Annotated in this window: 25 protein-coding genes and 1 pseudogene; 17 read left to right on the forward strand and 9 right to left on the reverse strand. The window is 69.7% G+C overall.

The features are described 5' to 3' along the window. Window positions 1–22 precede the first annotated feature (22 nt). On the reverse strand, window positions 23–967 hold the full coding sequence (locus tag JWQ81_RS07960) for an SDR family NAD(P)-dependent oxidoreductase (protein ID WP_297539153.1): 945 nt from the start codon (window positions 965–967) through the stop codon (window positions 23–25). Between the two features lie 70 nt (window positions 968–1,037). Between JWQ81_RS07960 and JWQ81_RS07965 the strand changes: the two genes are divergently transcribed. Further along, the gene (locus tag JWQ81_RS07965; RefSeq protein WP_297539154.1) at window positions 1,038–1,955 is read left to right on the forward strand and encodes a LysR substrate-binding domain-containing protein; all 918 of its coding nucleotides are present in this window, start codon (window positions 1,038–1,040) and stop codon (window positions 1,953–1,955) included. 23 nt (window positions 1,956–1,978) lie between these two features. Here the strand turns inward: JWQ81_RS07965 and JWQ81_RS07970 are convergent, their stop codons facing one another. The 3 genes from JWQ81_RS07970 to JWQ81_RS07980 are packed head-to-tail and all read right to left on the reverse strand — an operon-like array spanning window position 1,979 to window position 4,371. Then, complete coding sequence (locus JWQ81_RS07970) at window positions 1,979–2,698, reverse strand: VirK family protein (protein WP_297539155.1); 720 nt, start codon at window positions 2,696–2,698, stop codon at window positions 1,979–1,981. Window positions 2,699–2,749: 51 nt separating this feature from the next. Further along, window positions 2,750–3,598 carry an alpha/beta hydrolase gene (locus tag JWQ81_RS07975; RefSeq protein WP_297539157.1) on the reverse strand — a complete coding sequence of 283 codons (849 nt, stop codon included), beginning with the start codon at window positions 3,596–3,598 and terminating at the stop codon, window positions 2,750–2,752. Window positions 3,599–3,627: 29 nt separating this feature from the next. Beyond that, on the reverse strand, window positions 3,628–4,371 hold the full coding sequence (locus JWQ81_RS07980) for an SDR family oxidoreductase (protein ID WP_297539159.1): 744 nt from the start codon (window positions 4,369–4,371) through the stop codon (window positions 3,628–3,630). 143 nt (window positions 4,372–4,514) lie between these two features. Here JWQ81_RS07980 and JWQ81_RS07985 point away from each other — a divergent pair, with 143 nt between their 5' ends. The 15 genes from JWQ81_RS07985 (at window position 4,515) to JWQ81_RS08055 (ending at window position 19,214) form a co-directional block, all read left to right on the forward strand. Further along, complete coding sequence (locus JWQ81_RS07985; RefSeq protein ID WP_297539161.1) at window positions 4,515–7,316, forward strand: helix-turn-helix transcriptional regulator; 2,802 nt, start codon at window positions 4,515–4,517, stop codon at window positions 7,314–7,316. A 93-nt stretch (window positions 7,317–7,409) separates the two neighbouring features. Next, window positions 7,410–8,159, forward strand: a complete 750-nt coding sequence (locus JWQ81_RS07990) for a glucose 1-dehydrogenase (RefSeq protein WP_297539163.1) — start codon at window positions 7,410–7,412, stop codon at window positions 8,157–8,159. 46 nt (window positions 8,160–8,205) lie between these two features. Then, a complete protein-coding gene (locus JWQ81_RS07995) occupies window positions 8,206–8,559 on the forward strand; it encodes a VOC family protein (protein ID WP_297539165.1) in 354 nt (117 codons plus the stop codon). Next, window positions 8,556–9,005 (forward strand): nitroreductase family deazaflavin-dependent oxidoreductase, encoded by a 450-nt coding sequence (locus tag JWQ81_RS08000; RefSeq protein ID WP_297539167.1) that lies wholly within the window; start codon window positions 8,556–8,558, stop codon window positions 9,003–9,005. The genes JWQ81_RS07995 and JWQ81_RS08000 overlap by 4 nt, the downstream gene beginning before the upstream one ends. Window positions 9,006–9,020: 15 nt before the next feature. Continuing rightward, the gene (locus JWQ81_RS08005) at window positions 9,021–10,226 is read left to right on the forward strand and encodes an MFS transporter (protein WP_297539169.1); all 1,206 of its coding nucleotides are present in this window, start codon (window positions 9,021–9,023) and stop codon (window positions 10,224–10,226) included. A 19-nt stretch (window positions 10,227–10,245) separates the two neighbouring features. Further along, window positions 10,246–10,644, forward strand: a complete 399-nt coding sequence (locus tag JWQ81_RS08010) for an ester cyclase (RefSeq protein WP_297539171.1) — start codon at window positions 10,246–10,248, stop codon at window positions 10,642–10,644. Next, window positions 10,637–11,383 (forward strand): glucose 1-dehydrogenase, encoded by a 747-nt coding sequence (locus JWQ81_RS08015; protein ID WP_297539173.1) that lies wholly within the window; start codon window positions 10,637–10,639, stop codon window positions 11,381–11,383. The genes JWQ81_RS08010 and JWQ81_RS08015 overlap by 8 nt, the downstream gene beginning before the upstream one ends. A 34-nt stretch (window positions 11,384–11,417) precedes the next feature. Next, window positions 11,418–12,926 (forward strand): CoA transferase, encoded by a 1,509-nt coding sequence (locus JWQ81_RS08020; protein ID WP_297539175.1) that lies wholly within the window; start codon window positions 11,418–11,420, stop codon window positions 12,924–12,926. Then, on the forward strand, window positions 12,923–13,456 hold the full coding sequence (locus JWQ81_RS08025) for a 2Fe-2S iron-sulfur cluster-binding protein (protein ID WP_297539177.1): 534 nt from the start codon (window positions 12,923–12,925) through the stop codon (window positions 13,454–13,456). Before JWQ81_RS08020 ends, JWQ81_RS08025 begins: the two co-directional genes overlap by 4 nt. Further along, the gene (locus JWQ81_RS08030) at window positions 13,453–14,442 is read left to right on the forward strand and encodes a xanthine dehydrogenase family protein subunit M (protein WP_297539179.1); all 990 of its coding nucleotides are present in this window, start codon (window positions 13,453–13,455) and stop codon (window positions 14,440–14,442) included. The genes JWQ81_RS08025 and JWQ81_RS08030 overlap by 4 nt, the downstream gene beginning before the upstream one ends. Further along, window positions 14,439–16,556 (forward strand): xanthine dehydrogenase family protein molybdopterin-binding subunit, encoded by a 2,118-nt coding sequence (locus JWQ81_RS08035; RefSeq protein WP_297539181.1) that lies wholly within the window; start codon window positions 14,439–14,441, stop codon window positions 16,554–16,556. The genes JWQ81_RS08030 and JWQ81_RS08035 overlap by 4 nt, the downstream gene beginning before the upstream one ends. Further along, window positions 16,553–17,815, forward strand: coding sequence for an ergothioneine biosynthesis glutamate--cysteine ligase EgtA (gene egtA, locus JWQ81_RS08040; protein WP_297539183.1), 1,263 nt, complete (start codon window positions 16,553–16,555; stop codon window positions 17,813–17,815). The genes JWQ81_RS08035 and egtA overlap by 4 nt, the downstream gene beginning before the upstream one ends. A gap of 28 nt (window positions 17,816–17,843) precedes the next feature. Then, window positions 17,844–18,206 carry a DUF427 domain-containing protein gene (locus tag JWQ81_RS08045; protein ID WP_297539185.1) on the forward strand — a complete coding sequence of 121 codons (363 nt, stop codon included), beginning with the start codon at window positions 17,844–17,846 and terminating at the stop codon, window positions 18,204–18,206. A 13-nt stretch (window positions 18,207–18,219) separates the two neighbouring features. After that, entirely contained in the window at window positions 18,220–19,068 is an 849-nt protein-coding gene (locus tag JWQ81_RS08050; RefSeq protein ID WP_297539186.1) for an LLM class flavin-dependent oxidoreductase, read from the forward strand. A gap of 17 nt (window positions 19,069–19,085) precedes the next feature. After that, the gene (locus JWQ81_RS08055; RefSeq protein ID WP_297539188.1) at window positions 19,086–19,214 is read left to right on the forward strand and encodes a hypothetical protein; all 129 of its coding nucleotides are present in this window, start codon (window positions 19,086–19,088) and stop codon (window positions 19,212–19,214) included. A 370-nt stretch (window positions 19,215–19,584) separates the two neighbouring features. On the opposite strand, the gene JWQ81_RS08060 is transcribed toward JWQ81_RS08055, so the two are convergent. After that, window positions 19,585–20,481 (reverse strand): SDR family oxidoreductase, encoded by an 897-nt coding sequence (locus tag JWQ81_RS08060; RefSeq protein WP_297539190.1) that lies wholly within the window; start codon window positions 20,479–20,481, stop codon window positions 19,585–19,587. 47 nt (window positions 20,482–20,528) lie between these two features. Between JWQ81_RS08060 and JWQ81_RS08065 the strand changes: the two genes are divergently transcribed. Beyond that, window positions 20,529–21,104, forward strand: coding sequence for a TetR/AcrR family transcriptional regulator (locus JWQ81_RS08065; protein WP_297539192.1), 576 nt, complete (start codon window positions 20,529–20,531; stop codon window positions 21,102–21,104). Between the two features lie 557 nt (window positions 21,105–21,661). Here JWQ81_RS08065 and JWQ81_RS08070 read toward each other — a convergent pair. The 4 genes and pseudogenes from JWQ81_RS08070 to JWQ81_RS08085 form a co-directional block, all read right to left on the reverse strand. Continuing rightward, window positions 21,662–21,976: pseudogene (locus tag JWQ81_RS08070) on the reverse strand (IS701 family transposase); the annotation flags it as partial. Between the two features lie 277 nt (window positions 21,977–22,253). Further along, window positions 22,254–23,051, reverse strand: a complete 798-nt coding sequence (locus tag JWQ81_RS08075) for an ABC transporter permease (RefSeq protein WP_297539194.1) — start codon at window positions 23,049–23,051, stop codon at window positions 22,254–22,256. Further along, window positions 23,048–24,658 (reverse strand): ABC transporter permease subunit, encoded by a 1,611-nt coding sequence (locus JWQ81_RS08080; protein ID WP_297539195.1) that lies wholly within the window; start codon window positions 24,656–24,658, stop codon window positions 23,048–23,050. Before JWQ81_RS08080 ends, JWQ81_RS08075 begins: the two co-directional genes overlap by 4 nt. Then, the gene (locus JWQ81_RS08085) at window positions 24,655–25,587 is read right to left on the reverse strand and encodes an ATP-binding cassette domain-containing protein (protein WP_297539197.1); all 933 of its coding nucleotides are present in this window, start codon (window positions 25,585–25,587) and stop codon (window positions 24,655–24,657) included. The genes JWQ81_RS08080 and JWQ81_RS08085 overlap by 4 nt, the downstream gene beginning before the upstream one ends. Between the last annotated feature and the right edge of the window lie 43 nt (window positions 25,588–25,630).

Consider the following 25,630-nt stretch of genomic DNA (forward strand, 5'->3'; position numbering starts at 1 on the left):
ATCCCTTGTCGCCCAACCAGTGTCATGCCATCACCTTGGCTTCGGCGAGCAGAGCCTCGGAGAGAGCCCACAGGCGTTCGGCGTTGGCCGGATCCAGGGCGTAGCGGGCCACACCGTGCAGGGGCGGGGCGTCACCGCGGCGGTCGATGGTCTTGGTCTCGTTGCAGTCGACGAAGTAACGTCCGCCGATGCCATCGAGCAGCGGTGAGGTGGCGAGCAAGACCGAGGTCGCCGCCCCCTGCTGAGGCGACTTCAACAGCTCGACCGGGGCCTTGCCGCTGCCACGACCGCCGGTGTGGCGCTGCAGGTTGGTGTAGATCGCGCCGGGCATCAGCGCGTTCGCGGTGATCCCGTCGCTGGACCAGCGCCGGGTCGCCTCCACGGCGAACAGGACGTTCGCGGTCTTGGACTGGCCGTAGGCCAGCCACGGATCGTAGGGCCGGAAAGCGAAGTTCACGTCGTCGAAGACCACCGGTGAGGTCTGGTGACCGGTGGAGCTGACCACGACGATGCGGCCGGCACCGTCGGCGGCGAGCGCATCGTGCAGGCCGGTGGCCAGGGCGAAGTGGCCGAGGTGATTGGTGGCGAACTGCCACTCCCAGCCCTGCGCGGTGTACTGCTCGGGGCAGGCCATCACGCCCGCGTTGGTGACCAGGATGTGCAGCGGTCCGTCCCAGGAGGCGGTGAACGCCGCGATCGACGCCGGGTCGGTCAGGTCGAGCGGTGCGACGTGCGGGGCCGCGCCGCCGGTGGTCGCGGCGATGTCCTGGGCGGCGCGTTCGCCCGCCTCGGGGTCGCGGACGGCCAGGGTGACTTCGGCACCCGTGGCGGCCAGTGCGCGGGCGGTCTCGACGCCGATACCGGAGGACGCGCCGGTCACGACGGCGCGCCGGCCGGTCAGGTCGATACCGGCGGCGACCTCGGCCGCGGTGCTGGTGAAATCGAACGGTGTCTGGATCAGGCTCATAACTCCACGCTAGGAGCGAATCGGCCATTCGGCCAGCGAGAGTTACGCACCCCTGGTATTCCTTTATGTCATGGCCTTCACCGATGCCTCACTCACCGCGCTGCGGGTCTTCCGCGAGGTGGCCGAGCGGGGCACGCTCACCGCCGCGGCCGCCGCGCTCGGCTACACCCAGTCCGCGGTGTCCCGCCAGATCGCCGCCTTGGAACGCGCCGCGGGTACGCCGCTGCTGGAGCGACGCCACAACGGGGTCCGGCTGACACCGGCCGGGCATATCGTGGTGCGCCGCGCCGCCGTCGCGCTCGACCAGCTCGACATCACCGCCCGTGAACTGGCCGGCCTGCCCGACGAGCACGGCACCGTCCGGCTCGGCTGGTTCGCCAGCGCCGGAGCCGGGCTGCTACCCCGAGCGCTGGCCGCCCTGCGCCGAACACATCCGGCCATCACCGTGGTCACCCGCGAGGGCAGCACTCCGGCGCTGGTGCGCGCACTGCGCGCCGGCACCCTCGACCTCGCCCTGCTGGCCTCGGCGCCGCCATTTCGTCCACCCGACACCGAGACACCGCCATTGCAGCTGCAGACCCTCACCGAACGCAGCCTTCGCGTGGCCGTACCCGCCACACACCCGCTCGCGCGCGACGACTTTGTCGACGTCGCCGACCTGCACGGTCAACGCTGGATCGCCGGCTCCGGCGAGGACCGGGTGCTGGGGGTGTGGCCCGGTCTGGACGAGCGGCCCGACATCGCCCACACGGCCCGTGACTGGCTGGCCAAGCTCCACCTCGTTGCCGCCGGCTGCGGCATCACCACCGTGCCCGCCGCACTCGTGTCCGCCGTTCCCAGTGGAGTCCGCGTCCTGCCGGTACGCGGCGGGCCTTCCGAACAGCGGCGCATCCTGCTGGCCCGACTCCCCCAGCCACTGCCCGAGCCCGCCGCCCGCCTCGCCGACGCGCTACGCGCCGCCGCGATCGAGACCGACACGCTGATTTAGCCCCCGGCGGTCTCGCGTGTCCTTCAGCGGCTGTGGAACTCCGCCCCGCGGCCGATCTCGCAGGTCAGCACCGGGCTCGACTGGGCGTGCCCACCGGCATCGAGCATGGTGACCGCGACCGTCACGGTCCCCTCCGGCGTGACGCGGTAGCGAATGAACTCGGTGCTCTCCGCGTTCCGCGGATCCAGAGTCACGTGGGTGTCGGAGAAGGCGATGAACTCGTTCCGCGGGATCTGGAAGGCCTGGATGTGCAGACCGCTGACCACCTCGGGCCCGGCGGTGTGCCCGTCAGGCGCTGAGCACTGCCCCAGCATCGTGGTGAGTTCGACGTCCTTGCCCTGCGTCAGCGCGTTGACCACCGCGGGGAAACTGGTGAGCGCTGCCGCCTCGACGGGCTGACTTTCCGCTCCTGCCGCCGAGCCGACGCCGATTACGACTGCGCCGGCCAGCGCGGCTACCACGAGGATTCGCGTCCTCGACATGTCCTTCTCCTCGTCAGGTCTCGGTCGCGGTACCCGAAGACAGTTCGGCGATCTGGGCGCGGGCGGCGAGCACGAGTTCCTCGCTGGTGTTGGCGTGCCCGTTGAGCCCCAGCCGCCGTCGGGCGCCTCAGTGAGCTGCCCCCACGTCCGGTCGACGAGGCTCGGGTCACCGGCCGAAGCCGCGACGATGTCGGTCAGTTCGCGTACGACGGCGATTTGCTTGTCCCGGTCGAGCGCCCCCGCGTTGGTCAGCACCTGCACCCGCACATGGTCGCCATCACAATCCACATTGGACAGTGAATCGGCCGCGAGCTACTCGGCGTCGAGGAACAGCTTGGTGTGCTTGACGAACAGCTCGGGGTACTGGAAGTGGGAGCCGTGGTTGGCGTCCGGGTAGAGAATGAGCTGCACGTCGGGAGCATGCTGCTGGAGTAGGTAGGAGTTGATGGTGGGGATGATGATGTCGTCGTTGCCGTTGACGACCAGTGTCGGCTGACGCAGCCCCTTCAGGTGGGCGTAGGTCTCGTCCTTGTCGGCACCGTAGGCGGCAATGGCGGCGGTCTGCGCTTGGACCGTCTCCATCGCGACCCCGGCGTCACGGTCCGCGCGGGCCATGATGCGCGCGAGGAACGCGCGGCCGGCGGCCTGGCTGGTCTCAGAGGGCGAGAACAGGATCGGCAGCCACATCTCCTCCTGGTGCTCGTAGGTCTTGAAGAACAGCGCCCTGGTCTCCGGCGGAGCGTCGCCGATCCCCACGCCGCCGCGCGGCCCCGTGCCGACCAGGACGAGCTTGCGCACGAGCTCGGGCCGGTCGAACGCCACCTGCTGGGCGATCAGGCCGCCCATCGAGTGGGCCAGCAGGTCGACGGTGCCGAGACCGAGGGCGTCGAGGAACGTCTCGGTGTCGCGGGCGGTCTGCTCGATCGTGTCCGGTGTGGTCCCGGTGGAGGAGGCGATACCGGCGTTGTTGAACAGGACGACCTCGCGCTCGAGGGCGAACGCGTCGGTCAGCGCCGGGTCGTGGTCGTCGAGGTTGCCCATGAAGTGCTGGATGAAGACCAGCGGAACACCGCCGGTGGTACCGAAGCGGCGGTAGGCGAAGCGGTTGCCTCCCGCCTCGACGAACTCGGTGGGGACGGTGTCGTGCGTGTACGTGGACATAACTGCCTTTCGTTTCAACAGAAGGGGATTCAGATTGCGGTCCGGCCGCCGTCGGCTGCGACCGTGGTTCCGGTGACGTACGCGGCGGCGGGCGAGGACAGGAACGTGATCACCTGGGCGATCTCGTCGGCTTGGGCCGCCCGGCCGAGCAGGGTGGTGGCCCCGAGCGCCTCGATGCGTTCCGGGTCGGCGGCGGTGAACACCGGGCCCGGAGCAACGGCGTTGACCCGCACGCCGCTGGGGCTGAACTCGGCCGCCCAGGCGCGGGTCATGGCCGTGAGCGTCGCCTTCGTGCCCCCGTAGGCGGCGCCACCGGCGAGCCCGATCGTGCCCGCCATGCTGGCGACGTTGACAATGCTGCCGCCGCCGTTGGCCGCCATCCTGGGCGCGAGGGCCGCGACCAGGAAGTACGGCGCCCGCACGTTGGCGTCGAACAGCGCGTCGTAGGTGGCGACGTCGAGGTCGGCGGTGGGGCCGAACCAGGAGATGCCGGCGTTGTTGACGAGGACGTCGACCTCACCGCCCTCGCCGGCCTCGTCGGCGAGGCGGCGGATCTCGGTCGGGTCGGACAGGTCGGCCGTGAGGAAGCGCGCCTTCCCGCCCTCCTGCGCGATCTCGGCGACGACCTGCTCGCCCCGATCGGCGTCGCGGCCGTGCACGATGACCCCCGCGCCTTGCCGCGCGAGCTGGATGGCTGTCGCGCGCCCGATGCCGGAGGTGGCGCCGGTGACGAGGGCGATCCGGCCGCTCAAGCTCTGCTCTGTGCTGGTCATGGCGTGCTCCCTACCGAATTCGCTGGTGGTCTCCAGCTGGCTAGCACGAGCGTCGCACCGCGCTGGACCCTCGGGCACCGCATGAACGTGCGATCCGTCCGGCCGGGGTGTCGGGCGAGCAGGAACGTGCCAGGCTGTCGGGTATGGCAGGGACCACGACCACGATCACCACCACGGTGCTGTACGGCCGTGATCCGGAGTTGACCGTCCTGCGCGAGGCGCTGAGCTCGCTGCGCTCGGGGACGGGCGTGGTCGTCGTGATCGAGGGCAGCCCCGGGATCGGGAAGAGCAGCCTGCTCGCCGAGGCGGTGCGGATGGCGGGTCGCCTTTCGGGCCGAGTGGGCCTGGGCGACGCCGACCCGTCCGAGGCCGTCGTCGAACTCGCGCCCCTGCTGCGTGCGCTGTTCGACGGGGCGGCGCCACTGCTGAAGCGTTCTGAGTTACCGGCCGCGCGCAGCGGTCCTGAGCAGCGGTACTGGCTGATGCAGGATCTGGAGTCGTTGCTGGAGGCCGCGGCTGCAGTGGCACCGCTGGTGGTGTGCCTGGACGACCTGCAATGGGCGGACAGCGGCACCCTCGCCGCCTTGCGCGCCCTCCCGGGCCGGCTCGCGTCGGTCCCGATCGCGTGGATCCTGGCCGCACGTCCTGTCCAGCCCGGCAGCGCGTTGGCCGGGGTGGTCGAACAGCTCACGTCGCAGGGGGCTCGGCGGATCACCCTCGAGCCACTCACCTCGTCCGCGGTCGCCGAGCTCGCCTCAGAGGTCATGCAGGCCACCCCCGACCGGGCGCTGCTCGAAGTGGCGACGGACGCGGCCGGCAACCCGTTCTTCCTCGTCGAGCTGCTGCGCGGATTGCGCGAGGAGCGACTCGTACGGATCGAGGACGGTGTCGCCAGGCTGCTGGAGGCCAGGCTGCCCAAGCGTGTTGCCGCCGGCATGCGCCACCGGCTCGCGCGCCTGTCGGAGTCCGCCCGCCAACTCGCCGTCGCGGCCGCGTCACTCGGCCGTGGCTTCACCGTTGGGGAGCTGGCCTCGATGCTGGGCGCTCCGGCGGCGTCCCTGCTCACCCCGGTCGAGCAGCTCATCGAGGCCGGTGTGTTCGCCGAGCGCGCCGACCGGCTCGGCTTCCGCCACGACATCATCCGCGAGGCCGTCCGGGACAGCACAGCGGTCTCCGCGCGCCGGGCGCTCGATCGCCAAGCCGTCGACGTGCTGCTCGCGGCCGGGGCGATCCCCGTCGAGGTCGCCGCGCAGCTGGCGATCAGCGCGGAGCCGGGTGACGAGGTAGCGGTCGGCCTGCTCAAGGACGCCGCTGACACGCTCGGCCCGCGCGATCCGGCCGCGGCGGCGGAACTGAGCTGCCGCGCCCTGGCGCTGATTCCCGCCGGTCATCATGCCGCCGGTCCGCTGGTCGCGACCACCACTGTCCTACTGCACGCAGCCGGCAAAGCCGACGGCGCCCAGGCGTTCGCGCGCGAGCACCTGCGGAACGTCGTTCCGGTGGCCGAGGAGTCGGCGGTGTTCCTCAGTCTGGCCAGCATGTTCGCCCTCTCGCCGGATGTACGCGCGGACGCCGGACGCCGGGCCTTGGCACTGCGCGATCTGTCCGATGAGGACCGCGCCCAGCACCAGGCACGGCTGGCGTACAACCTGGTCCAAGCCGGGCGGCCGCAGGAGGCGACCCAGCAGCTCCAAGAGGCTCGGCCGGCGATCGAACGCGCAGGAGATCTGGCGGCGCGTTCGATCCTGAGGCAGGCCGAGGGAGTGCTGGCGTACGTCGACGGCGACTTCGAGGACGCGCTCGCCACCCACGAGCAGGCGATGCGCGACGGATTCGGCCCCGGCGAGGAGACCCGCGAGTGGGTCGCCCGGCAGTGGCGCAGTGAGCTGCTCGCCGTGCTCGACCGCTTCGAGGAGTCATTCGAGCTGATCTCGGCCGGTATCGCCGCCGCGAACCGGGAGCGGCAGGCGTTCGCGCTCGACTTCTTCGAGACCTGGCGCGGGCGGCAGCTGTTCCAGATGGGCCGCCTCGCCGACGCCGCGGCGGTACTCGAGGGCCGCTTCGACGCGGCCGGCGACGTACCGGTGCTCGGCGCGCTCTACGCAGCGGGCGTCGTCGCTCTCGGGCGGGTCGCGATCCACACCGGCGACGAGCAGCAGAGGCGTGACACCGCAGCGCTGGCACGCACGATGGTGGCCGACGGCACGCCCGCCAACCGCGCGCACGGCGGCTGGCTGCTCGCGCTCGGCGCGATGGCGGACGGCAAACCGGCGGATGCCCGCGCGGCGCTGGACGCCGCCGGTTCAGCCGGACGCATCACACCGCTCTATCCGATGGACGTCACCGACGACCCACAGCTCGTCCGGATCGCGCTCGACGCCGGCGACGCGCGACTCGCCGCCGACACGGTCGCGACGGCGGAAGAGCGGGCGCGGCGCAACCCGGGGATCGGCTCGGTGCGCGCGGCGGCGGCTCACGCCCGTGGTCTGCTCGACGCCGATGTCACGCTACTTGCCGAGGCCTGCCTGCTCTTTGAAGCAGTTCCGCGCCCCATGGCCCTCGCATCAGCGCTTGAGGACCTGGGGGTCGCACAGCTGCGCACGGGCGCGCTGGAGGCAGGAGTGGAGACACTCGGTCGCGCGCTCGTCCGGTACTCCGAGGCCGGTGCGACCTGGGACGCCGGGCGGGTACGCGGGCGGCTGCGGGCCAACGGGGTTCGCCGTCGGCTGGTGACCAGCACGCGCCCCGACTCCGGGTGGGCCGCGCTCACCGACTCCGAGCTGGCCGTGGTCGACCTCATCGCCCAGGGGCTCACCAACCGCGAGACAGCCGAGCGGCTGTTCGTCTCACCGCACACCGTCAACAGCCATCTACGCCACGCGTTCACCAAGCTGGGCGTCAACTCCCGCCTCGAGCTCGCCCGCGTGGTCGCCGCGCAGAACTAGACATCGCACGGCCGTGCGATGTCGCACCGCCGTCGCGGGGGCAGTGTCGTTGTCAGGTCATTCGACCGAAGCAGCGACGAAGAAGGTCTCACGATGTCTGGATTGAACGGAAAGATCGCCGTCGTCACCGGCGGGACGAGCGGGATCGGCCTGGCCATCACGCAGCGGTTCGTGAAGGAGGGCGCGCACGTCTTCGTGACCGGCCGGCGCCAGTCCGAATTGGACAAGGTCAAGGCCCTGATCGGCGACGGTGTGACCACCGTACGCGGTGACGCGACCAGGACCGCCGACCTCGACCACCTCTTCCGCACTGTCCTGGCGGAGAAGGGCAGGCTGGACGTCCTGGTCGCCAACTCCGGCCGCGTCGAGCCGGAGGAGTTCGGGCAGGTCACCGAGGAGAACTTCGACCGGACGTTCGACCTCAACGCCCGGGCGGCGCTGTTCACCGCGCAGAAGGCACTGCCGCTGATGGGTGACGGTGGGTCGATCATCTTGGTCGGCTCCATCGCCGGCGGCAAGGGCCTCAACGGCTACAGCACCTACAGCGCCACCAAGGCCGCAGTGCGCTCCTACGCCCGCACCTGGACGCAGGAGTTCAAGAACCGCGGCATCCGGATCAACACCCTGAGCCCCGGCCCGATCGACACCCCGATCATGGACGGCCAGGCGGACACCAAGGAAGGCGCCGACGCCATCCGCGCCGCCTTCGCCTCGGTCATCCCGCTCGGGCGCATGGGCCAGCCCGAGGAAGTAGCCGCCGCCGCGTACTTCCTGGCCTCCGACGAGAGCAGCTTCGTGGCCGGCATCGACCTCGCCGTCGACGGCGGCATGGCCCAGGTCTAGCGCCGACTCCCCACGACCAGTACACAATCCCCAGAAGGACCTCATCATGAGCAACTCCGTGATCGGCCTGAGCATCGACTGCGCCGACGCCGCCACCCTGGCCAGGTTCTGGGCCGACGTCCTCGACCGGAAGGTGAGCCCCCAGCCCATCGCCCAGTTCGCCGCGATCGCAGCAGGCGAGGCGACGCAGGGTCCGGCACTCGCGTTCCACCAGGTCCCGGAGGCCAAGACGGTCAAGAACCGGCTGCACCTGGACCTGATCAGCAGCGACTTCGCCGCGGAAGCCGACCGGCTGCTGTCCCTGGGCGCCACTCGGGTCACCGACGTCGACGGAGGCGGCGCGCGCTGGACCACCTTCCGTGACCCCGAGGGCAACGAGTTCGACCTGGTTGCCGGGTGAAGCCCCAGGACCTCGCGGCGGAGTACGTGCCAAGCACTCGCGAGCGCGTACGAAACCAGGTGTCGAGCTACGAAGCCACCGACGGACGAGAAGGCGGAACGCTGGAAGGGCGCCCGGTGGTCATCCTGACCACGACCGGAGCCACCAGCGGCAAGGTCCGCAAGACCCCGGTGATGCGGATCGAGCGCGACGGCACCTACGTCGCCGTTGCCTCCTTCGGCGGCGCACCGAACCACCCTGCCTGGTACCGCAATCTGATCGCCAAACCCGAGGTGCGCCTTCAGGACGGGGCCCACGTGCACCATCTGCGCGCCCGCGAGGTCTTCGGCGAAGAAAAGGCCGAAGCCTGGGAGCTGGCCGACTCGCGGTGGCCCCATTTCCCTGAGTATCGCGCCAAAACTGAGCGGGAGATCCCGATCCTGCTCCTCGAACCCATTACGCCCTAGTGAATTTGGACCGTGATGACAACCTCCGATACGGATACGTCGACAACCGCCGAGCCTGACCAAGGCGCGAGCCGCCGCGGCTGGGTAGGGGTCGCCGCGGTGACCCTGGGCACCTTTACCTTGGTCACGAACGAATTCATCCCGGTCGGCTTGCTGACGAATATCGCCAAGGACATGCACGTCCCCCTCGGCGTGGCCGGCACGACCGTCACCGTTCCCGGGCTCGTCGCGGCCGCCGCGGCACCGCTCGTCACGGTGGCGGTCGGGCGGCTGGATCGGCGGATCGTCCTCGCCCTGATGAGCATCGCGTTCATCGTGGCCGACGTTCTCGCCGCGGTCGCGCCAAACATCGAGGTGCTGCTGCTCGCCCGATTCGCGTTGGGGCTGGGTATCGGCGGTTTCTGGGCGATCGGCGCGAGCATCGGCGGGCGCCTGGTGGGCTCCGCCGCGGCGGGGCGGGCCACGGCGCTGATCTTCGCCGGGGTGTCCATCGCGACCGTGCTCGGGGTCCCGCTGGGGACCTACGTCGGCGGGCTGTTCGGCTGGCGGACCGCGTTCCTCGCCACCGCGGTGCTCGGACTGGCCGCGTTAATCCTGCAGCTGATCTTCCTGCCACCGATCCGGGTGGACCAGCCGGTCACCTTCCGGCAACTGGGCTCGGTGCTGCGTGGCCGCAACGGCCGCGCCGGGCTGATCGCAACGCTGCTGCTCGTCGTCGGCAACTTCACGGCGTACACCTTCGTCGAGCCGTTCCTGCAGGAACGGACCGGGGTCAACCCCGGGCTGGTCAGCGTGTTCCTGCTGCTGTACGGCGTCGCGGGCATCGTGGGCAACTTCGCCGTCGGGCGGCCACTCGCCACCCGGATGCGACCCACCGTCCTCGCGGTCATCACCGTGCTCGGACTGTCCATCCTCGCCATGCCCCTGCTGGGCCTGTCCGCTCCCGGAGCCTTCGCGGTGCTGGCCTTCTGGGGTCTCGGTTATGGGGCTCTCCCGGTCGCCATGCAGACCTGGGTGTTCACCGCCGATCGGATCAAATCCGAAGGCGGCTCGGCGCTCTACATCTCCTGCTTCCAGATCTCGCTGGCCTTGGGTGCCTTCGTCGGCGGCCGCATCGTCGACGCGGCGTCCGTCCCCACCACCATGTTCACCGGCGCCGCACTCGCCGCCGTGGCCCTCGTCGCGTTCGCGACGCTCAGCAAACCTGTCCCAGCCGAATAAGACCCCATCGGAGGCCGCAGTGGCAACGCCCGAGCAGAACAAACAGCTTGTCCGAGAAGCATTCGACACACTCTTCAACCGACGCGACTACGCGCAGGCGGAGACCTACTGGTCGCCGGAGTACATCCAGCACAGCGCACACATCCCGCCCGGCCGAGAGGGCCTGTTCGACCTGATCAAGGCCCTGCCCGACACCTTGCGCCACGAAACCGAACTGGTCATGGCGGAGGACGACCTGGTGATGCTCCGGGGCCGTTTCACCGGGCACGCCCAACCCGCCCCGTGGATCGTGGTGGACACCGTACGGGTCCGTGACGGGAAGTTGGTCGAGCACTGGGACGTCATCGAGGACGAGGTGTCCCGGGCCGACTCGGTGAGCGGGCTTCCCATGTTCGGCGAGAGGTTCCCCGATGAGTGAGCAGGTTGTGCTCGTCACCGGAGCGCTCGCCGGAATCGGACGGGCGACGGCGACCGCTTTCGCCCGCGACGGCGCGTCCGTCGTGGTGTCCGGACGGCGTGATGAGGAAGGCAAAGCCCTGGCCGCCGAACTCCGGGGACTGGGCGGCAAGGCCGAGTACATCCGCGCCGACGTCACCAACGAGGACGACGTCCGCGCGCTGGTCGAGGGCACCGTCAAGCTCTTCGGCAGGCTCGACGCGGCCGTCAACAACGCGGGCTACACCGGCAGCGCCGGTCCTCTGGCGACCCAGACCGCGGAGGCGTACGACACCGTGTTCAACACCAACGTCCGCGGCCTCCTGTTCTCCCTGAAGCACGAACTGCGCGTCATGATCGAGCAGGGACACGGCAGCATCGTCAACCTCTCCTCGACGTTCGGCGAGCGCGGCGGCCGAAACGCGGGCCTCTACGTGGCCAGCAAACACGCGGTGAACGGGTTCACCCGGTCAGCGGCCCTCGAGGTGGCCACCGAAGGCATCCGCGTCAACGCTGTCGCCCCCGGTCCCGTGGCGACAGCGGGCCTGGACACCTTCGCCGGTGGAGCGGACGCCACCGCCGCACTGGCCGCCGGCGTCCCGATGGGTCGCCTCGGCCACGTCGACGAGATCGCCGACGTCATCACGTTCCTCACCTCCGACCGGGCGAGGTTCATCACCGGTCAGATCATCGCCGTCAACGGCGGCAAGACAGCGCTCTGAGAGCGCCTGCCGTTGCCGGCACAGGGAGTACCGCATGCGACAAGACTTCCCGGAACCACCGCTGACCACCGCCGTGACCGCGGCCGTGCGTAGCCCGGTCAGCCACGACGACTTCGATCCCACGACCGCGCTCACGACCGTCCTCGCCGATATCGGGATGGACCTCTCCGAGACCGGAGGCTCCGTCGAGTTCGTCGGCGCCGACCCCGTCGTGCCCAGCCCGCTGCGGCTCGGCGCGGGCGCGGCCATCGCCCTGGCCGCGAAGTCGGCCGCCGTGGCCAAACTCTGGCGGCTGCGCGGGCGGGGCGGACAGGACATCTCGGTCGACCTGCGACCCGCCCCGCATCGACTGTGTCCCTTCTATGACCAGCGCTGGGAACAGCTCGGCGGGTACACCACCGGAATGCCCGCGACCGACGACGAGGGCTTCGGTTTCCGCTTCTACCCCACCGCGGACGGCCGCTGGATGATGCCGCTCAACCCTTACCGCAACCTGCGCCGCACGGCGCAGGGTCTGCTCGGCGTCCCCGACGATGCCGAGGCGGTCAGGCGGGCCATCTCCGGCTGGCGCGGCCACGACCTCGAGCAGGCGGGCGTGGAGGCAGGCTGCGTCTTCCCGATGCTGCGCAGCGCCGAGGAGCTGCTGGCCGAGCCGCACTACCGCGATCATCTCGCGACGATGCCGCTCATCGAGATCTCCAAGATCGGGGACTCCGCGCCCGAGCCGCTACCGGCGCAAGTCGCCCAGCCGCTCACGGGCATCAGGACGCTGGGCATGGGACACGTCATCGCCGGTGCCGGCGCGGGGCGCGCACTGGCCCTGCACGGTGCTGACGTGCTCAACATCTGGCGCCCGGGAGAAGAGGAGAACCCAGCGACCTACGCGACGGCCAACGTCGGCGTCCGCTCGACGCTGCTCGACCCGCGCACCCTCGACGGCGCCGAGCGAATCCGAGTACTGCTGCGCGGGGCGGACGTGTTCTACGCCAACCGCCGGCCCGGCTTCCTCGACGACGTCGGACTCTCGGCAGGCGAAGCCAGCGCCCTTCGCCCCGGCATCATCCATGCGACGGCGTCGCTGAACGGAGCGACCGGCCCCTGGGCGCGCCGCATCGGATTCGATCAGAGCGCAGGGTGCCTGGCCGGGATCATGAATCTCGAAGGCGACGAGAACGGGCCCGCGTTGCCGGTGATCAAGGTCGTCAACGACTACATCACGGCGTGGTTACTCACCACTGGAATCGTCGAGGCGCTCGCCCGCCGCGCCGTCGACGGCGGCAGCTACCGCGTGCACGTATCGCTGACCCGAGCCGCACTGTGGCTGATCAGTCTGGGCGTGTTCGAGAAGTCCTACGCCACGGCGATCGCAGGAACCGGTGGCGCACACGCGTATCTCGACCCTGAAGTGTTCACCGCGGACACTCCGATGGGCCGGTACCAAGGGGTGACCGATCAGGTCGGCATGTCGCAGACCCCGGGGTACTACCGCGACATCTTGGTCCCGCAGGGATCGAGCCGAGCAGAATGGCTCTCCACACCATGACGGACACCACGACAACGATCCTGTTGCGGGTCAACGGGAACGAGCAGAAGCTCACCGTCGACAACCGCACCACACTGCTCGACGCGCTGCGCGAAGGCCTCGGACTGACCGGGACCAAGAAGGGCTGCGACATGGGGCAGTGCGGCGCCTGTACCGTGCTCCTCGACGGGCGTCGAGTGGTGTCCTGTCTTCGGTTGGCCGTCGCCGCCGACGGCCATGACGTCACGACGATCGAGGGTATCGCCGACGCGGACCGCTTGCATCCGGTGCAGCAGGCTTTTCTCGAGCGTGACGGATTCCAGTGCGGCTACTGCACTCCCGGCCAGATCTGCTCCGCTGTCGCGGTGCTCGCCGAACACGCCGCCGGGTGGCCCAGCGCCGCGACCGCCGACGTGCGGCCGGACACGGCGCCGGTCCCGCTCGATGCCGCGGAGATCCGCGAGAGGATGAGCGGCAACCTCTGCCGGTGCGGCGCCTATGTGTCCATTGTGGAGGCCATCGGGCAGGCGTCCGAGGAGTTGCCGTCGTGAAGGAGTTCGCCTATACCCGGGCCGCCACCGTCGCGGACGCCGTTGCCGCGGTCAACGAGACACCCGGTGCCCGCTACCTCGCGGGCGGCACCAACCTGGTCGATCTGATGAAGGCCCGGGTCGAGCAGCCCACCCGGTTGGTGGACCTGCAGGGCCTGCCGCTGGACCGGATCGAGGCCACCAACGACGGCGGGCTGCGGATCGGGGCGATGGTGACCAACAGCGACCTCGCCGCCCACCCGGAGGTAAGGCGCCGCTACCCGGCGTTGACGAAGGCCGTTCTGGCGGGCGCGTCCGGCCAATTGCGCAACACGGCGACCGTGGGTGGCAACCTGTTGCAGCGCACCCGATGCGGATACTTCGCCGACCCGACCAAGCCGTGCAACAAAAGGAATCCAGGGTCAGGCTGCCCGGCGATCGCCGGTGAACACCACAACATGGCGATCCTCGGCGCTTCGAGCAGCTGTGTCGCCACCAATCCCTCGGACATGGCCGTGGCGTTGACCGCCTTCGACGCCGTTGTGTCCCTGGAGACGATGGACGGCCCAGCCACCACGGCGCTGTCCGAGTTCTATCTCCCCGTCCGAGACACGCCGGAACGGGAGACGGCGTTGCCACCAGGAGCCCTGATCACCGCGGTGACCGTGCCCGCTGCGCCCGTCGCTGTTCGCTCCACTTATCGCAAGGTTCGGGAGCGCGCGTCCTACGCGTTCGCCAACGGTTCCGTCGCCGCCGCACTGGTTGTCCGGAATGGCCGGGTGCACGACGTCCGGCTGGCGTTCGGTGCCGTCGCGTCGCGGCCGTGGCGAGCTACCCGCGCCGAAGAAATGCTTCTCGGTGCACCCGCCACAACCGAGGTCTTCGGCGCGGCGGCCGACGCCGAACTGCTGGACGCGGCACCGCTGCCGCACAACGAGTACAAGGTGGCGCTCATGCGGAACCTGACCGTCGCGGTGCTGCTGGAGCTGGCGGAGTCGAGCCGATGACGACCACCGCCAACGCGACCTCACCCGTCGGCGCCGTCCGGACCCGGGTCGAGGGCCGGGCCAAGGTGACCGGCGCCGCGCTGTACGCCGCCGATGTCCCCTACGCCGACCTCGTCCACGGCTGGGCGGTGCTGTCCACGATCCCGCACGGCCGAGTCCACACGGTGTCGACCGCAGCCGTGGAGTCCATGCCAGGCGTGGTCGGCGTCCTGCACCACGGCAACGCCCCACGCCTGAATCCGACGGCCGGCTGGGGTGCGCCGGACGGGACCCTGCAGATCCTGCAGGACGACCAGGTCCCGCACGCCGGCTGGCCGGTCGCGCTGGTGCTTGCCGACACCCTCGAACAGGCGAGAGCCGGCGCCGAGGCGCTGGTCGTGGCGTACGACGAAGAACCCTTCGGCGTCACCTTCGCCCACGACCACCCTGGTCTGCGGACGGCCACCGAATCCCCGCTCGCTCCGCCGTTGTCCGCCGAGCATGGTGACGTGGAGCAGGAGCTCGTCACCTCTGCCGTGGTCGTCGACCAGCTGTACACGACGCCCGGCGAACACCATGTGGCGATCGAACCGCACGCCGCGACCGCCCGGTGGGCCGACGGGCGGCTGGAACTGGTCGACGCCAACCAGGGATCCTTCCTGACCGCCCGCATCCTCGCGGACCTGTTCTTCCTCGACCCGGACTCGGTCCGAGTGCGATCCGAGCACGTCGGCGGCGGTTTCGGCAGTAAGGCCCTGGTGCGTCCGCAGGCCGTGCTCGCGGCGATGGCCGCCACCGTGTTCCGCCGAACGGTGCGGGTGGTGTTGTCCCGGCGGCAGGTGTTCACTCTGACCGGATATCGGTCACCGACCGCGCAACGGATCAGGCTCGGCGCCGACCGGGACGGCCGGCTGCGGGCGATCGATCACCAGAGCTCGTCGCAGACCTCGACCGTGCTCGAGTTCGTCGAGCCGGCCGGCGCCATGACGCGGGTGATGTACGGCTCGGACGCGCTGCGTGTGAAGCACAAGGTAGTGCGCCTCAACGTGCCGAGCCCGCGCTGGATGCGCGCACCGGGCGAGGCACCGGGTTCCTTCGCGCTCGAGTCCGCTATGGACGAACTCGCCGTCGCGTGTGGACTGGACCCGATCGAACTCCGTGTCCGCAACGAGCCGACGGTCGCGCCCGGCTCGGGTCTCCCGTTCACCAGCCGCAACCTGGTGGCCTGCTTCCGCGAGGGGGCTCAGCGGTTCGGCTGGGCCACGCGGGATCCCCGGTCGGGCATCCGGCGGGACGGGCGCTGGTTGATGGGCACAGGAATGGCCGCCGGCTCGTACCCCGGCGACACCTCCTTCGCGACGGCCACCGCGACCGCTGAACCCGACGGAGGCTTCACAGTCCGGGTCGCGGCGGCCGACATCGGTCAGGGGGCACGAACAGCGCTGACCCAGATCGCAGCTCAGGCGCTCGAGGTCGGTACCGACCGGGTCCGGTTGCTGATCGCGGACAGCGATTTCGGGCCCGCGATCCTGGCCGGCCACTCCTGGGGCACCGCGTCCTGGGGACTGGCCGTCACCCGGGCGGCTACCTCGCTGCGGAAGACGATCGCGGACCTGCCATCGATCCCCGCCACCGGGATCTCCGTGAAAGTCGACACGGCGAAGGAGGTCGAGGCGATGGGCCATCCCGAACGCCACGCCTACGCGGCACAATTCGCCGAAGTCGCCGTCGACGTCAGCACCGGCGAAGTACGAGTGCGACGGCTGCTCGGGACCTTCGCGATCGGGCGGGTCGTCAATCCGCTCACCGTCTCCAGCCAGCTGATCGGCGGGATGACGTGGGGCCTGTCGATGGCGCTGCACGAAGCAGGAGTCATGGATCCGGCCTTCGGCACCCAAGTCAACGCCGACCTCGCCGGCTACCACATCGCCACGCACGCGGACGTCCCGCCCATCGAGGTCAGCTGGGTCGACGACGAAGACCTGCACAACCCCACCGGCATCAAGGGTGCCGGAGAGATCGGGATCGTCGGTACCGCGGCGGCCATCGCGAACGCGGTGTGGCACGCCACGGGCGTCCGCCACCGCGCACTGCCGATCACCCCGGACCGTGTGCTGGGTAGGGGGATCTCGTGACCGTTCCTTGCGCGCCCGCCGGGACCGAGCCGCTCACCGTTGACGCCGCCTTCGCGCGAGCGGCGTCAGGGGCGCTCGTCGAGTCGGAGGTCGGCACCGTCGGGCTGGAGGCAGAGGCCCATCTTGTGGCACTGGACTCCGTGAGCGACGCGCTCCCGTGGAGTCGGGTGGAACCGTTGGCTGCTGCGGTACATGCCGTCGCGGGCCGGAGCGCGGTCACTCTCGAGCCCGGCGGCCAGGTGGAACTGTCCGGTCTGCCCGCACCGGACATCACGACCGCGGTCTCGGAGCTCCGCGCCGACGTCCAACGCGCCCGCCTGGCTCTCGCCGATCTCGGCCTGGGACTCGTGTACACCGGCAGCGACCCGGTCCGCCCCGGCCGCCGGATCAACCCCCATCCGCGCTACCGGGCGATGGAACAACACTTCCGCGCGACCGGCCGGGCCACCCCGGGCGCGGTGATGATGAACTCGACGGCGGCCATCCAGGTCAACCTGCAGGCCGGCCCCGCCGACCAATGGATAGCCCGAATCGCCCAGGCACACCGACTCGGGCCGACGCTGGTCGCGATCTCCGCCTGCTCGCCGTGGCTGTCCAGGCGGGACACCGGCTGGAAGTCGGCCCGCCAGCGCGCCTGGGCCGGTCTGGGCGCGCGCACGGCGGGGCCGGTGTTCGGCGAGGTGTCCACGGAGGACGGTCCGGCGGCGGCCTGGGCCCGCTACGCCCTGCGAGCTCCGGTGATGTTCGTGCAGGGCGAAGGCACCGATGCGGTGCCCGTACGCCAGGTTGTTTCGTTCGAACGCTGGGCGAGCGGTGAGGTACTCCTGGACGGGCGGGCGCCGACAGCGGCGGACCTCGACGTCCACCTGACCACGCTCTTCCCACCCGTGCGCCTGCGGGGCTACCTCGAGCTGCGCTACCTGGATATGACACCGGCCCGCTGGTGGCCTGCGGTGGCCGCGACGGTATCGATCCTGATGGACGACCCGGTGGCGGCCGACCTCGCCGCCGAAGCCACGGAGCCGGCCACACACCTGTGGGAGCAGGCAGCGCGGGACGGGCTGGAACATCCGGTGCTTGCCGAGTCGGCACGTCGCTGCCTGCGCATCGCCGCCGACCGAGCTCCCCATGCGCTCGCACACGCCGTCGCCGATCTCGCGGAGCTGGTCGAGGCCGGCCGCTGCCCCGGCGACCTGGTGGCGAAGCGCGTCACCGAGATCGGACCGCATGCGGCATTCCAGGAGTTAGCCCATGCCTGAGAGTCAACCAACGAAGAAGGAGAACACCATGAACCGCCAGCCCAAGATCCCCGGCACCGATCACCCGATCACGATCGAGCCGAGTGGGGTGCACGTCGTCGTCCGCTCCGGTGAACACGTCGTCGCTGACACCACGAAGACGCCAGTCCTGCGGGAGGCCGGCTATCCGCCGGTCTACTACGTGCCGCTCACCGACGTCGACCAGACGCTGCTGCGGCCCAGCGCGACAACGACCTACTGCCCGTACAAGGGCGATGCGTCCTACTTCAGCATCGGGGATATCGAGGACGCGGTGTGGACCTACGCCGACCCGTACCCGGCAGTTGCCGAGATCGCCGGCCACGTCGCGTTCTACCCCGAGCGCGTGGATATCACCGCAACCGAGAGCTGAACGGGTTCGTGCGATGAAAATCTCCAGCCAGTTCCCGACTTCCCTGGAATCGCCCAGGCACATCGCCGTCGCCGAGCGCCTGGGCTACGACCGTGCCTGGCTGTTCGACACCCCGCAGCAGAGTCCGGACGTGTGGATGATGCTGGCGCTGGCCGCCGAACGCACCGAGCGCATCGGGCTGGGCCCGGGGGTGCTCGTGCCCACTCTGCGACATCCGATGGTCAACGCCTCGGGTGCGGCAGCACTCTCGGCCCTGGCGCCCGGTCGTGTCGCGGTCGCCTTCGGCACCGGCTTCACCGGCGCGCGGGCCATGGGCGCGAAGGCGAGCACCTGGTCGTATCTGCGGGACTACGTCCGTGCCTTCCGGGGGCTGCTGCGCGGCGAGACGGTCGACTGGGACGGCGGCCGGATGCGCATGCTGCACCCCGCCGGCCACGCCCCGCCACGGCCGATCGACGTGCCCGTCCTGATCTCGGCGTTGGGCCCCAAAGGCCTTGCCGTGGCGAAGGAGTTGGCCGACGGGTTGTTCACCGTCAACGGCGAGACGGGGTTCGCGAAGGAGCTCACGTGGGCCGCGCTCGGAGTGCACGGCACGATCCTGGCGGCGGGCGAAGAGCTCGACTCGCCACGGGTGCGTGCTGCCGCGGGCCCGGGGAACGCGCTCGCTTACCACGCCGCGTACGAATTCGGCGGTGATGTGACGGCGCTGCCCGCCGGGAAGGTGTGGCTGGACGTGGTCAACCGCACTCCCCACCGGAACGGCACCTGGTGGTGCACGACCAGCACCTGGTCGCCCTCAACCCGGCGGACGACGCCGCGTGGGCGGCCGGGAGCTGGGCGGCGATCCCGGCCACGACGCTGACCGGAACGGCCGCGCAGGTGTCAGAACGCCTCGCCGCCTTCGCCGAGCAGGGCATCACGGAGATCGTCTACCAACCGACCGGGCCCGACATCGAAGGAGAACTGGAGGCATTCATCAATCTGACGGCAGCACTCTTCCACAGCTGATTGAGGGGCGGTCTCACTCCGATTGTCAGAGGCACGTGGCGAGCGAACCGGCTTAGCAACCTCGGCGGTACGCGACCGGCAGTCCGTTCTCGTCGAGTACGAGCACGAGCGCGGCATGCGCCGCATCCGCACGGTTCCTGACACTGGCCAGCAATGGCTTCTGCAAGTGGTGGCCAACCTCAGGTCCCCAGGGCGTGGTGTGATCAGCACCATTTTGGCCGGCGGATTTGCGAGGCCCAGTCCGGCCCGGCCGTGCTGGCGAGGAAAGGCATGATCTTTTCGGTCATCCTCTGGAGCCAGCCTTTGTCCTGGTCCATCACGGTGATACGTGTGAGCGGAGTCCAGGCCGAGCCGCGCTCGAAAGTCCGTCCTAGGAGGACACCAAGGTGCCCTTGGCGTAGTGCGGCTTAAGGTTGCGGCGCAGGAAGCGGTCGAGCAACCGGTCGGAAGCGAAGCGGGCGAGTTTCACGATGATGGCGGCGTCGCGTCCGACGGTGTAGCGGGTGCGCGGTTTCTTCGCGGCGATCGCGCCGACGACGATCTTCGCGGCATGCGTCGCCGGAACGCCCGCCTCGGTGAAGCTCCGGGACTGGGCAGTGATCGCGTTGATCAGCGCGTCATAGTGCCTATGCTGCTCAGCGGTCATAGCGTCGGCGAGACTGTCGGCGGTGGCGATGCCGCGGCCCGACATTTCCGTGATCACGGCTCCGGGCTCCACCACGACGATCTTGACGCCGAACTCGGCGACTTCCCGACGGAGGGCGTCGCTGACGGCTTCTAACGCGAACTTGGAACCCGCGTAGGCGCCGTAGGTCGCCATCGCGACCTTCCCGCCGACGGAGCTGATGTTCACGACGGTTCCGGAACTGTCCCGCAACGCGGGAAGTAGCGCCTGGGTCATCGCGATGTGGCCGAAGAGATTGACCTCGAACTGCCGGCGCCATTCCGCGATGGGCAGCGCCTCGACCGGCGCGTTGACGGCGATCCCGGCATTGTTGACCAGGGCGCGGAGTTTGCGGTGGGCCGGATCGTGAGCGACACGCTCCGCGATCGCGGCGACATCGGCATCCACGGTGATGTCGAGCGTCAGCGGTTCGATGCGTTCGGACCGCAGCGCGTCAGCATCGCTGTCGCGGCGCACCCCCGCCAGGACGTGGAAGCCCCGAGAGGCGAGTTCGCGGGCGGTCGCGGCGCCGATGCCGGTCGAGGCGCCGGTCACGATGACCAGCTCGGTGGGGGTGGACCTCTTTTCATCTGACGTTGTCATACGAACAGGCTAGCCGTTCATATGACATTGTCAACTACACTTACATGATGGCGACCAGAACCGAGAGCGCAGCGGCTACCCGCCGAGCACTGCTCGACGCCGCAGGCGCACTGCTGGACACCGGCGGCCCAGAAGCGGTGACACTGCGCGAAGTCGGCGCCCGCGCGGGTGTCTCACGATCCGCGCCCTACGGGCACTTCGCCAACAAAGACAGCCTGCTGATGGCACTCGCCGCAGAGACATGGGACAGCGTCGGCGACGCCCTCGAAGAGCTGGCCGCCCGTCTCGACAGCCCACCCAGCACGCTGCGCCACGCCCTGATCTCGCTGATCACACTCGGCCGCGCCCGGCCCCACCTCTATCGCCTGATGTTCACCACCACCCCGGCCGCCGACCCGACCGCGGCGATGCAGGCCGCCGGACGGGCCCAGGACCTGTTCCTGGCGATCGTTTCCCGTGTCGTGGGTCCAGACCGGAGTCGGCAGGATGCCGCACTGCTGCTGACCAACGCCCACGGCATCACCAGCCTCGAACTCAGTGGACACCTGACCTTCGACAAGTGGCAGACCACGGCCGAAGATCTCGTCGAACGACTGATCGGCCTGCTCCCGCAGCACCCTTGACGCCCCCGTTACCTAATGAATCCTGAACGGCCCGCCGACACCAGTAGACGCCTTCCTGTTACCAGACCGTCCGAGGTCTTGAAAAAGATCGGTAGCTCGGGTTTCGACGGGTCGTTCACCCTAGCTCGGCACCGCGCCAAGACCTGGCCCCTTCCTGGACGGCAAGTCCTCACGGGAGACCGGTGGACACGGCGTGTCGGACCACCACCGCGACCACCACAGGAGCAGTTTGATGCTCGTGGTTCGAGCCCGCCCGCACGATGGAGACCTCGCTTTTCGAGAGCCGTCGAGCTCTGACACAAAGACTGGTGCCGTGCGGGTCGCTGGGATCGCGAAAACAGCTCATCGGGGGGAAGGCCACCGAGCCTCGTCATTAGGGCGCTGCGCGTTCTCGCTAGGTCTCTGACCAGCAGGGATACCGGATGATGGAGGTATCGAGTTGCTGATAGTGTCACTGCCTGTCCCGGGTTTGATGGAGTCTGCGCCAGTCTGACCAGTGGAATGCGTGCGCCTCGGAGTGGATGGCTTCGGCCAGGGCCGCCCAGACTTTCCTGATTTCATTGCAGGACAACGCAATAAACTGTTGGGCTCGTCCAGTTCCGCCCCTTTTGAGGCCGTTCTCGTTCAGCACGGGCGGTGGCGGCGAGGAATGCCGCGGCGAGCATGGACAAGGTGACGTGGCGATACGAGGCGTTGCAGGTGCGGACCTGGTAGTGATCGAGACCGGTTTCGTTCTTCGCGAACTGGAACGTTTCCTCGACACCCCACCGCAATCCGGCCACCCGTACCAGTTCGGCGACCACCACCGGCGCCCGGGTGTGGCAGATGTAGTAGGCCAGCTCGGTCGGCTTGCTGATCGAGCGCCGAAGTACGGGCGAGTTCATCGGCTCGCACCGGCCCGGTCGGCGTGGTGAACCCGCTGTCGCAGGACACCGCCCTGACGAAGTTGCGGTCGCGGGTTTCCATCCCCCAGCACGACACCCGAAGTCGCGCCTCCAGACCGTCGAGGACCCGAGCCCATAGACGAAGTTCTCCTCGCGAACTTCCGCCGCGTCTTTCCCCAACTGTGCCCGGCCGCGTCGCCAGAGCACTTCGGCCAAAGGCGGCTCGTGCACAGCCGTCAGGTCGGCACGGTTCTCAGGACACGACCTACGCGTCGCGCAGCCGGAGCAACGCTCCTCCGGCCAGGAGTGCCCCTGCGGCCCAAATCGCGAGTATGCCGAGGCCCTCCCAGGGATCGAGGGACTGACGGCCGAGGTCGACGGTGGCCTGGACGGCCAGCCCTGCGGTCATCGGCCCGATCTGCTGAAGCCGCCGATACCACTCCGGATCCGAAACCGCGGCGGCGATGATCGGGAAGAGGTACAGCAGGCCGAGCACGATCCCGATGGCCGCTGCCGCGTCCCGGACGGCGGCGGCGACGCCGAGGCTGAGCAGCCCGATCAAAACCAGATAGAGGACCGAGCCTGCCGCGGCGCGCAGCACCGGACCGTCGGCCAGCGACAGGGCTGCGTAGCCGTGCTCCGCGGTGAAACCGTTGCCAGGCAGGATAAGCAGCCCCGCTAGCATGGACGCGAGCACGGCCACGGTTCCGGCCACCAGCACCAGCCCGCTGACAACGGCGGCTTTGGCCGCCAGAACAGTGGTGCGACGCGGCATCGCCGCGAAAGTCACGCGGATCATGCCGGTGCTGTACTCACCGCTGACGGCCAGCACGGCCAGGATGGCGACGGCCGCCTGGCCGACCGCAATCCCGGCGAGGCTGACCTTGGCGGGATCCTGGTGGCACCCCGGCTCGGCACAGGTGACCGCGGCCGCCGACGCCGCGCCCAGCGCCACCGTCAGCGCGACGACAGCGAACAACAGCCAGATCGTGCCGGTCGTGGTGCGAAGCTTCGTCCACTCGACGTGCAGTGCTTCGGCCGAGCTCGTCCAACGCACCTTCACACGTCCCTCCGCCGCAGCACGAATGTGGCCAGCACCAAGGCAAGCGCGGCGTAGGCGCACAGAACGGCGAAGCCGCCCCACGGGCCGAGCGGGAAGTAGCCATCCGCCGGGGTGTAGGCGGCGGCGACCTGTGGATACTCCGGCATGCTTTGCAGGATGGCGAAACCGGCCGCGGGGGTGAGCCGCAGCAGCCATTGCGAGGCGCCCGAGGGCAGGACGGAGGCGACAGCGAAGACGTACGGCAGGACGGTCGCCACGACTACCACGGTGACCGCCCCGGCACCGCGCCGCAACACAGTACTGACGGCGAGGGCGAGTATCGCGGCAACGGCGAGCAGCGCCCCGGTTCCGGCCACCACGCGCAGCTCCGTCAACGCCGACACGGGGAAGACGTAAAGCCCCTTGTCCCGCTCCAGTTTCTCGACGATCGGGACAGCGATCGCGGCGGCGACCAGACCCGTGATGAAGGCGACCGAGCCGATCACGAAAGCTTTCGCCACCAGTACCCGGCCGCGTCGCGGGCTCGCGGCGAGCGTGGTGCGGATCAGGCCTCGCCGATACTCGGAGGTGAGGAACGTCGTGGCGACGACGATGATCGCGATCAGCCCGGCGAACGCGCCCACGAGACCGCTCTCGATCGTCTTGCTGAGGCTGCCCCGGCCGGCCACGACCGGCGCGATATCGCCGGTCCCGCTGACGGTGAAGCTGTCGCCGGACTGCTGGAATCCGGTGACCGGCCCGGTCCCGCCGGCCGGCCCGGTCCCGCCGCCTTGGCCGCCGATATCGTCGCCGGTCCAGGTGCCCCGTGGCTTCGTGCCTTGCAGGTCGGCGTGGTCGAAAAGGGCGGTGGCCAGCGTCCCGCCGCCGCTGCCAACCGCGCTGCCGAAAGACTCGGTCGTCACCGTGTAGCCGGGGGAGGTGGCGAACAGACCGGCCTCCACGGTCGAAGGCAGACCTGCCAGGTTGACCGTGCTGACCACGCTCCAGTTCGTGCCATCGACCGACTCGTACCCGGCAATCGTGTCGCCGGAACGGGTCAGGCGCAGCCAGCGCGGTGACGCCGGAGAGACCCCACCGGGCAGGCCTGCCGTATCGCCGGTGTAGTTGTGCTGCATGCGCACCCCATTGGCGCCGGTGACCATCAGCGCCGCATAGGCCGAACCCTGGGTGGTGCTCTCCTTGAGAATGATCCCGGCCTTGGACCACGGCTGGAGGCCGCTACCCGCCGGCACGTCCGGGTTGCCTGCAGGCTGCCCGGGCGCGTCCAGGTAACGACCGGTCAACGAGGTCACCCGGACGGTGATGCTGCCGTCTCCGGCGAGCGGCTGGTGTACGAGGAAGAAGCTGTCGTTCACGGCCTCGCCGCCCGGACCCAGCGCCGGGCTGTGGCTGCTGCAGGTCTGGCCGTTCGGTCCGCTGCAGGAGAAATTGCTTCCTGCCGCCGCCAGGATTCCGACCAGCACGGTCACCAGCGCCGCGACGACCACGCCGATCACCCAGCCGCGGACCGTCCGGAACTTCGTCCATTCCGCACGGAGCAGTTGGGCGAACCCGTCACGCACCGAGCGCGTCTCGGAGCGATACGGTGTGGTCGTGTTGGTGGTCATCGGGCCGTCTCCTCGGCGGTGGCGGCGCGGAATTCGACCACGCCCCTGGTGAGCTCCATATACGCCTCTTCCAGCGACGCGCGATGCGCCGACACCTCGGAGAACGGCACTCCGCTTTCGCCGAGCAGCGCCACGACGCGCTGTGCGGGCAGCCCGGAGACGGTGAGCGTGGCGGGTCCGGTCGCGGCGACGGTGGCCCCGACGCGGGCGAGCACCGTCATCGCCGGTGTCCGCTCGGTGGTGCGTAGGGTGACGCGGTCGCCGGACGCAGTCGCGATCAGGTCCGCGACACTGGTGTCGGCGATGACCTTGCCGCGGCCGACCACCACCAGCTGGTCGGCGGTGTCCTGGAGCTCGCCCATCAGGTGGCTGGACACCAGCACGGCCCGGCCCTGTGCGGCCAGCGACCGCAGGAAGCCGCGCATCCACACGATGCCTTCGGGATCCATGCCGTTGAACGGCTCGTCCAGCATGAGTACCGACGGGTCGCCGAGCAGCGCCGCGGCGATCCCGAGCCGCTGCCGCATGCCCAGGGAGTAACCACCCGCCTTACGCCGGATCGCCGTCCCCAGCCCGGCTTGCTCGACGACCTCGTCGACCCGCTTAGCCCCGAGGCCCTGGGAATGCGCCAACCACAGCAGGTGATTGCGAGCGGTGCGGCTCGGCTGCAGTGCGGCGGCGTCCAGCAGCGAACCAATCTGCCTCAGCGGGTGTCGCAGGCTCCGGTACGGCCGGCCGCCGATCAATGCTTTGCCTTCGTCGGCCGCGTCCAGGCCGAGAATCACCCGCATCGTGGTGGACTTCCCCGCGCCGTTGGGGCCGACGAACCCGGTGATCCGGCCCGGCAGCACGGTGAAGGACATCCCGTCCAGTGCCAAGGCCTGCCCGAACCGCTTGCGCAGGCCGGCGACTTCGATGGTTGCTTCCATGACGAAAAGGCTAGGGAGCGGAAGGGCGCACGTCGTCACGCCA

It is taken from the genome of Amycolatopsis sp. (assembly GCF_025464955.1).
Classification (GTDB): domain Bacteria; phylum Actinomycetota; class Actinomycetes; order Mycobacteriales; family Pseudonocardiaceae; genus Amycolatopsis.